This is a genomic window from Tenacibaculum soleae (assembly GCF_001693415.1).
GTDB lineage: Bacteria > Bacteroidota > Bacteroidia > Flavobacteriales > Flavobacteriaceae > Polaribacter > Polaribacter soleae.
Map to the genome: position 1 here is coordinate 1 of NZ_MAKX01000031.1, position 742 is coordinate 742.

Sequence of the window (742 nt, forward strand, 5' to 3'; positions counted from 1 at the left end):
TTTATGCGGTTGCAAGCAAGCGTTGGAAAATTGTGTTTAAAATTTAAAGTTTTTTTCAGCTTTAAATTTTAAACACAATATGAGCGATTTTGGCAAGAGGCAATTTGACATAATGTCTAATTATAGATACAAATGTATAGTTCGAATGTTTATTGAGAATCGTTTATTTTGAAAATGTTGAATCATTATACAGAATATGAAATTCTCACGAATACCTAAAACACCAATTATAATGACCCCAGTAATACAGATAATTGTAGAACGAGAACATTCTGGGATATTTTACATAATATTAATTATAGTACAAATATGTTATTATGAGTAAAACGGCGAATAGAACTTTTTCGGTTCTATTTTACATAGATGCAGATATAGCGCCTTTAGGTCTATATCGTCAGCATTTATGTAACAGCCGTTTTACGACCTAGTTTTCATTAATATTCGTAAGCTATAATTAATATTATGTTAAATAGATGTTTTTTAAATACTATCTAAATAAACTATAAAAAGAAAGTACATTTGTATGATGCAAAAAAAAGAAAAACAATCTAAATTAGAATTCATAGCTTTAATGGCATCATTAATGTCATTAGTCGCATTGTCAATTGACGCTTTATTACCAGCTATAAAGCAAATAGGAAATAGTATTAACATTCAACAAGACTCAACAGATAGTCAATTATTAATTACTATGATATTTTTAGGCTTGGGTTTTGGTCAATTAATTTCAGGTCCAATTTCT

Annotated in this window: 1 pseudogene; it reads left to right on the forward strand. The window is 27.5% G+C overall.

The window, feature by feature from the left end:
- Positions 1 to 526: 526 nt before the first annotated feature.
- Positions 527 to 742, forward strand: a pseudogene (locus tag BA195_RS12480) (Bcr/CflA family drug resistance efflux transporter); the annotation flags it as partial.